This is a genomic window from uncultured Ruthenibacterium sp. (assembly GCF_963558415.1).
Taxonomy (GTDB): Bacteria; Bacillota; Clostridia; order Oscillospirales; family Ruminococcaceae; genus Ruthenibacterium.
This window is the reverse complement of sequence record NZ_CAUWGY010000106.1, coordinates 1-6740: the sequence shown is the minus strand read 5'-3', so window position 1 is coordinate 6740 and position 6740 is coordinate 1. Positions and strand designations below refer to the sequence as shown.

Annotated in this window: 4 protein-coding genes and 2 pseudogenes; all 6 read right to left on the bottom strand. The window is 49.4% G+C overall.

The window, feature by feature from the left end:
- Positions 1-1022, bottom strand: a pseudogene (locus AB5H98_RS12235) (hypothetical protein); the annotation flags it as partial.
- Between the two features lie 48 nt (positions 1023-1070).
- On the bottom strand, positions 1071-3935 hold the full coding sequence (locus tag AB5H98_RS12230; RefSeq protein WP_367926175.1) for a hypothetical protein: 2865 nt from the start codon (positions 3933-3935) through the stop codon (positions 1071-1073).
- 20 nt (positions 3936-3955) lie between these two features.
- Positions 3956-4372: a GPW/gp25 family protein gene (locus AB5H98_RS12225; protein WP_367926174.1), complete on the bottom strand. Its 417-nt coding sequence runs from the start codon at positions 4370-4372 to the stop codon at positions 3956-3958.
- Between the two features lie 43 nt (positions 4373-4415).
- Positions 4416-5204: a phage baseplate assembly protein V gene (locus AB5H98_RS12220; RefSeq protein WP_367926173.1), complete on the bottom strand. Its 789-nt coding sequence runs from the start codon at positions 5202-5204 to the stop codon at positions 4416-4418.
- On the bottom strand, positions 5201-6301 hold the full coding sequence (locus AB5H98_RS12215; RefSeq protein WP_367926172.1) for a phage late control D family protein: 1101 nt from the start codon (positions 6299-6301) through the stop codon (positions 5201-5203). Before AB5H98_RS12215 ends, AB5H98_RS12220 begins: the two co-directional genes overlap by 4 nt.
- Before the next feature lie 25 nt (positions 6302-6326).
- Positions 6327-6740 (bottom strand): annotated as a pseudogene (locus AB5H98_RS12210) (hypothetical protein); the annotation flags it as partial.

Genomic DNA, 6740 nt, shown 5'->3' with positions numbered 1-6740 from the left:
TTAAAATATATGTTCGCTCTGCCGGCCTTTTCAGACATTTTTACAAAGGCAAGATCCATCGGAGATGGGCTGAATCCACACCACTGAACATACTCTTGGTGATCCGCATGCCGAACAAATACAGCAACCAATGTATTTTCTGCAACAAAAAAATCCGGTTCCAACACCTTGCCGCCATCACTGACGAATTCTTCTGTACGAGCCCAAGTTTGCACCTGTAAAGCGTGCACACAACAGGGCAAAACCCGCCCGAGCCGAGGCGTTAGATCGTAGTGATTTTCTTCAAGGCGGCAACGCAAATAATAGCCGGGCACCAAATTTTGTGGATGACCCGATGTGCGCTGTGTAGAAAATTTCAAAAATCCGCTGCGCAAAAAGCCGCAGGTTTCATCGTTTTCTATCTGGACAGGATGCCAACCTTCATCGAAGACTTCCCAAACCAGCTTCGCCAAAGAAAACCTTTCATCAAAGGGAGTGCGTCCTTGTTCTTCAAGTTCCAAATACAACCGTACTTTGCCAACCAATGGCTGTGCAAACCCAAGATACAAACACGACCCTTTCGCACTGTCCGGAGAAAATAAGGGCGCAAATCCACCGTCCACACCGGCCCGATCGGTCTGATTCACAAGACAGCCGTTCTGTTCCAAATAGACCGCGATTAAAGAATTGGCTGGCCCATGAAAGGCTTCTTGCGTCTCAAAGGGAATATCTTCTGCCCAAATGCGCGCTCCTTTGGGAACATCTATTTCAGCCGAACCTTCCAACGCCAAAACGCATTCTGCCGCTCTGTGCACAGGCTGAATCCCCAACAGTTTGAAATATCGCAAACGATGTACTTCCCCTGAGGCATTCATATAATAATGCAATGTATCAAACAGCCATGCAAAAGTTTCCAGCGTGGTAATGCCAGGATCCGCAGCATTGAAATTGGTCCACTCATCGGTCAATGTTGGGATGCGTGCTTTCGCACGCTCAAAAATAGATTTATAATCATCGCCGTCCAGGCGTGGCACTTGCAGCATAAGACACCTCCGGAAATTGCCGGCGGATTGCAACCGCACAGCATAAATTTAATCCAAATCCACGTACACAGTGTGTTCTCCGTTCACAGCCATAGCAAATGGATCTTTTATCCGCTCCGGAAACTCGTTATCCACGGCATATTCGCGGCCACCCGCACATGCCACCAACGCCATTCGCTCCACACGCAAATCCGGATCTTTCATTTTTACAAAAGCCAGTAGCTGGCCTGCCGTCGGCAACACACCGATTTTCCAACCACGGCCGTCAAATCCACCCGCCAGAGGGTCTAGGAAACGGCGGATGTTATCATTGGTGCGACGTTGTACTTCATATACGCTTTCCATAGCGGTGCAGCGCACCCAAATACGTACAGAAAAACGAACAAATCGCGGTTGGCACAACACCAATGTCTTTCCCAAAGGCAAAATGCCGCTCTCAGCGGTAAGCGCGTGACGCACAGTATCCTTGACCGTAGAAAAAATATGACTGCCCTTTTCGTACTCGTCAATCAACAGCGCCACCGTAATGGTATCTGGCGCATCGGCTCCCTGCCGATTCTTCCCTGCGCAACATTTGATTTGGCGCACTCCGCACCCTAGCTGCGAAATAATATCAAAGTAGTCCCGTTCACTGACCGCACGTCCACGCGTACGCAAAAGATTGGAGACCAACTTTGCAGCGGCTGTCTCATCCTGATCCTCCGTTCCACCATAGGCAGCCAGCGGATTGGACAAGTGTGCAATGTGCCGAATCGGAGCGGCCATCGTATGGATGGAACCCTGCGGGATATTTCCCTGCTTTCCCTGATAACTCTGATATTCCACCCGAACCGATGCAGCTCCCTGGGGCGGGACATAAACCGAAAAAGTATGCCGATCAAATGTCACCGCACCTTCGGCACTGTCCAGTTCATAAAACCGTCCTCGTTGAGCCGCATATTTTCGGCGTTGCCACAAAACCCAGTGATCTTCATCCGGCCGGTCCTCCTGCATCTCGTTTACATAAACACGGGCGGACAAAACCGGCTTTTCCCCTAGTTGGAACCGGACCGGTGCACTGAGATCGTCCACATAAAATTCTTCGATTCGAGTTTTGCGATTTTCTACCGGAACCATGTTCATAATGATGCCCCGCACAAGAGGCATTCCGGGACGCATAGCCAAATCATCCCTACAGACCAAACGCAGCCAGTAGCGATTTTTTCCATACAGCGTACTCCTGGCCGCATCGGCTGGAACCAACGCCAACAGTGTGCCAGAATACAAAAGCCCGCCTGTTCCATCTTGGACCTGAACCGGAGCAAATCCCATAGGCGATAGATATTCTACCGAATAGTCCAAAGGCAGGTCCTCGTTGTTCTCCACTTCAAAATACAGACTGAGAGGACTTCCCTGAGGCGATTCATCAAATCCAAAATACAAACAGGCTCCTCGCCGCTCATTTGTAAAAAACAATGGCGTGCTTTTCCCTTTGCCCCAAGCCAAAAGCAAATCCTGAGATACAAAATTATTTACTGTTTGGGCCTGACAGGGTTTTAAAGGATTGTCTTCATAACGATACGAAAAATGCAAACCGCTCATCACAGGAATGTGCTGCCGGCAGGGAAGCTGATACAATCCGTCCGCACGCATCAACCGAAATCGCAACCGATAATCTCCCGCCAGTTCTCCGGATGGCAAAAAATCCGCAGGACAGATAAAATCCAGTTTTACATGGCCTTGAGCCGATCCATTAAATAAAAGCGCAACATGCTCATCCGCCAAAAGGCGCTTCCACCCTCGCGTGCTCAGATACTCCACCAGCACATAGTCCGGTTGTACATCTCTTGTCTCAGGACGGGGCGCCTGCACGGTCTTTTTCATGATGACTTTATAGTCTACTTCAATCTCTACTTCCGGCAGCTTCTGCTCCAATGTCTCAAAATTCAAATCGAATTCCATCGTTATGGTGGCACCTGGCCGGTCGAATACAGCCGGACACTCTATTCCGCATTCTCCATATAACTCCAGCGGACTTCCAAACGGATAAAAATGTCCCGGTGTTTGCATCACGCCACCGCAACGCACATCCTGAGGCACAATGTTGCTGCGAGAAAATGTAAGTACTGCACCGGACAAACTTAAATCGATGGGTGCATTGGCCCGAGCACACAAAAGATATCTGGATACGCCGTCAAACTCCACCGGCAAGAACTGTTTCGAAGCTACCGAAAACCAAAGTGTATCTTTTTCAAGCCGGGGTGAGGACAAGATGTATTCTCCTTCAACTTCAGGTATGAAAAAGACAACCGAAGGGTCCGTCAAACGTGTGGCAGCCGCCTGTGCCTGTTCCGGGTCAGGGGTAATCACCTTCAGCCCCAATTCACCTTCATCCAACTCGGCAAGGCCACGGTCAAATGCCAACGTGAAAATGTGATGTGACTCGCTGTCCGGTACGGGGTCAAACGGAGTGAAAACACAGCGTGCCGCATCATCTCCGTCCAGAACGGTAACAATCCGATCTGTTGATTGTTCCACTGAAACAATGGTATTGAGCCGTGCTTCACTGACAGTGATGCTTTCAGTGGTTTCAAATGTCAACGACGGTTCTCCGTCTTCGCTGTCCGCTAAAAGTTCGGTGCCTTTTGGAACGTACACCGGTTCACCGGACCCGGCCACTGGTTGAAAACACACATAACTGCGGGCAGGAGCCGAAATATCTGGCCGCAACCGATCAAAAAGGTTTAAATAGTGAATCTTGTGTAGCCGCAAAATATCTTCAAATCGTTTTTCACTATCGGCCACCATATCTTCCAGCAGCAGTGCAGCCACACTGCCTACATCTGGATCATCCGGATCAAAATGCCACTGGGGCACATAGGCCCGGGCCAGCGCCTCCAGCCTTTTGCGCAGCGCTGTATTTCCCTGTTCCATTTATGTGACCTCCCTTGCAGTTACATTTCATCCCCAATGCCTTCGTACAAATAGTAAGGAAACACCAAATTGTTAGGATTATTGGTGGAGCGGACTGTATAGTGCACGTTAAACCATACCTGCCCCTGATTCAAATGTTCCAGATCCACTTCTACCCCGATGTCCAAAATCCGCGGTTCCCACAGGGTCAGCGCCTCCACCACTTCTGCCCGAATTCGAGTCAGGGCGCCTTGGTCAGGCAATTCAAATATATAATCATGCAGGTTGCACCCGAAGTCCGGACGCATGGCACGTTCTCCGCAACGAGTGGTCAAAATAATTCGCACCGACTGGCGAATATTTTCCTCCTCGCTGCTGGTTTTAAAACGGCCAGTCGCGCTATCCACTCTGGGTGGAAAAGTCCAACCTGTGCCCAAAAAGTCTCTTGTGCCTGCCATTTTTGACTCCTTCTCTCATTTTTAGAAAAAAACGGTTGTGATATCAATTGATTTTTACCATACCGCCAGAAATTTCCGTCATGGCACTGCCCTTTACCTGAACGGTTTGCTTTCCCTCCGCCTTGAGCATTCCGCCGGAAAGCTGAAGCATTTGATTGGCAGAAATCTGAACCTGTTGACTTGCCTTAGCCGTCAATCGATCACATTCCAACTTCATTTCGCCGCCTTTTCCATCCAGCGTCAGGGTACATTTTCCTGTTTTCAAAACGATTTTGGAATCGGCATTCAGTTCTGCTCCACCGTTTTTACAGTCCAGCCGCAAAAGATTTTTTTGATTTTTATCGGACAACGTTATGCACTGCTTTTCATCGTCCAAACAAACACTCAGGCCGCCCGGAGTGGTGACGGTGCACACAGCCTTATCCTTTTCTTCAGAAAGCACCACTTGGTGACCACCTTTTGTGCGAAAGGACTTCACCGTATTTTTATCTGTAAAGCACTGGCCTGGATATTTGGCACCAGCCGGATACAACGTGCCCAGTACGAAAGGACGACGCATGTCTGCGCCTAAAAAACCCACCAATACCACATCTCCCACTTCCGGCATTACGTAGGAGCCATAATCTGTGCCTGCACAGGAGCGCAACACAGGCATCCATTGGCAGATATTGCTTCCGCTTTTCCAAGACAAAAATTCTACTTTTACCATGCCTGCGTTTTCTTTGTCTCCGTTATCGGTCACCTTTCCCTGTACGAACAGAGGTGACTGACGCAAGGTAGGGTCTTGCCCAAAGGTTCCATTTTCGTCTAAAAGCTGTGTAATTTCACTCATAGGCTACTGATCCTCGCATCAAAAGTCGTAATAAATCCGCTTTCAGAATACACATGGCGGACATCCGTAATGTAAAAGCTCTTTTTTGCCTCATCCATAAAACCATCGATCTTGATCCAACGTCCCGGAACAAGTTCTGGCAATCCCATGCATTGACAGGTGAGAACTCCAAATTGCTGTTGGACTCCTTCCATCAGCACTTTGGCCCTGGCCACGGCATCCTTGGCGCTGGTCGTTCGCGGGTCGAAGTAAGTGCGTTCGGTACCCGTCAACATCCGGTTGGCACCTGCTCCTTTTCCAAAGCTTCCCGAAGCCGATGCGCTGCCTGATACCGGCTTATCACTGGTCGGATCCACGCCGGTCACGGTCACTTTTTTGACAAGTGATGCCCCCCGCAGTGAAAAGCTGGCCTGGCGAATACCCATTTTAGGTTCTAGTGTCATGACCGGAGAAGAGGCCTTTGGCGGCTGGCGAAAGTAGGCCTTGCCGGCAAAAATAAAAAATTCGCATCCGGTGTACTGAGCCTGACGAACAAGAAAATCGTAATCGCTATCCATGTGGAACTGCAGCGGTTCTTTTTCATCCTCGGTTAATTGAACAGTACGCCCAGTCAGATAGGTGCTCACGGGCTGCTGACCCAGCAGTGCATTTACTACCGGAGCAATCTTTTTTTCACTCCGAATCTCAAGCCGCTGCATTTTCATCAAAAGACATTTTGCATCCATGCACTCCACATGAATATACGGTGCATCGTCCTCTTCAAACTCGTATCGGATTTCCGCTATCAAACCGCTGAACACCGTTTCCGTACGGATATATCCCAACTCCAGTTCCACTTTGGCACCCAATTGAAGGATTTTCGCCGCACCCTTTTGAGAAAAAGTGGACTGCTCGTAATCGTACTCACCTATTACATCAAAAGATATCCCCGATGCAGCATATCCGCAGCTTAAGTCCGCCGTAACATTGGAAAGGTGCGCTTTTAAATTTTCCGTTATGTCGGTGCCGTCCACTCGCACACGTACAGTAGGTGCCCGAAAATCCTGATATTTTGTTTTCAGCATCTGGTAACTGGTGCTGGCCGTCATCAGGTCCATGGCACTCTCTCCTTCCTGCGCAACTCTATTTGATGGACGGAACTTTCAACACAACTGCTTTTTCCAGTTTGCGAGGATTCAAAATATCGTTTGCCTTGGCAATCACTTTCCACTGTGCCGGATCGTCGTACTCCTGCCCTGCAATCATCCAAAGTTGATCTCCCTGTGCCAGTGTCCGTTCCTTGGTACGGTTCGGTGACTCATTCGGTTGCTGTGTGCTCTGTTGCACTACTGAGCGCTCCTCGCCTACAATTACCAACGTTACCCGAGCTTTCACCGGTGTACCGGAAGGCGAAAACATGGTGTACTGCGCAGTGGCACTTTCCACCACACCTACAAAATCCAAGGAGCCCCACAGAAAATTCACCTTTGGCGGCTGATGACTTTGACGTACAAACTTTACAAGCTGCATAATTTCTGCACAGGCTGCAGCCGGGTT

Bases quoted from the DNA above. Each gene is read 5' to 3' on its own strand.
- AB5H98_RS12230 (WP_367926175.1), bottom strand. From the start codon at position 3,935: ATGGAACAGGGAAATACAGCGCTGCGCAAAAGGCTGGAGGCGCTGGCC.
- AB5H98_RS12225 (WP_367926174.1), bottom strand. From the start codon at position 4,372: ATGGCAGGCACAAGAGACTTTTTGGGCACAGGTTGGACTTTTCCACCC.
- AB5H98_RS12220 (WP_367926173.1), bottom strand. From the start codon at position 5,204: ATGAGTGAAATTACACAGCTTTTAGACGAAAATGGAACCTTTGGGCAA.
- AB5H98_RS12215 (WP_367926172.1), bottom strand. From the start codon at position 6,301: ATGGACCTGATGACGGCCAGCACCAGTTACCAGATGCTGAAAACAAAA.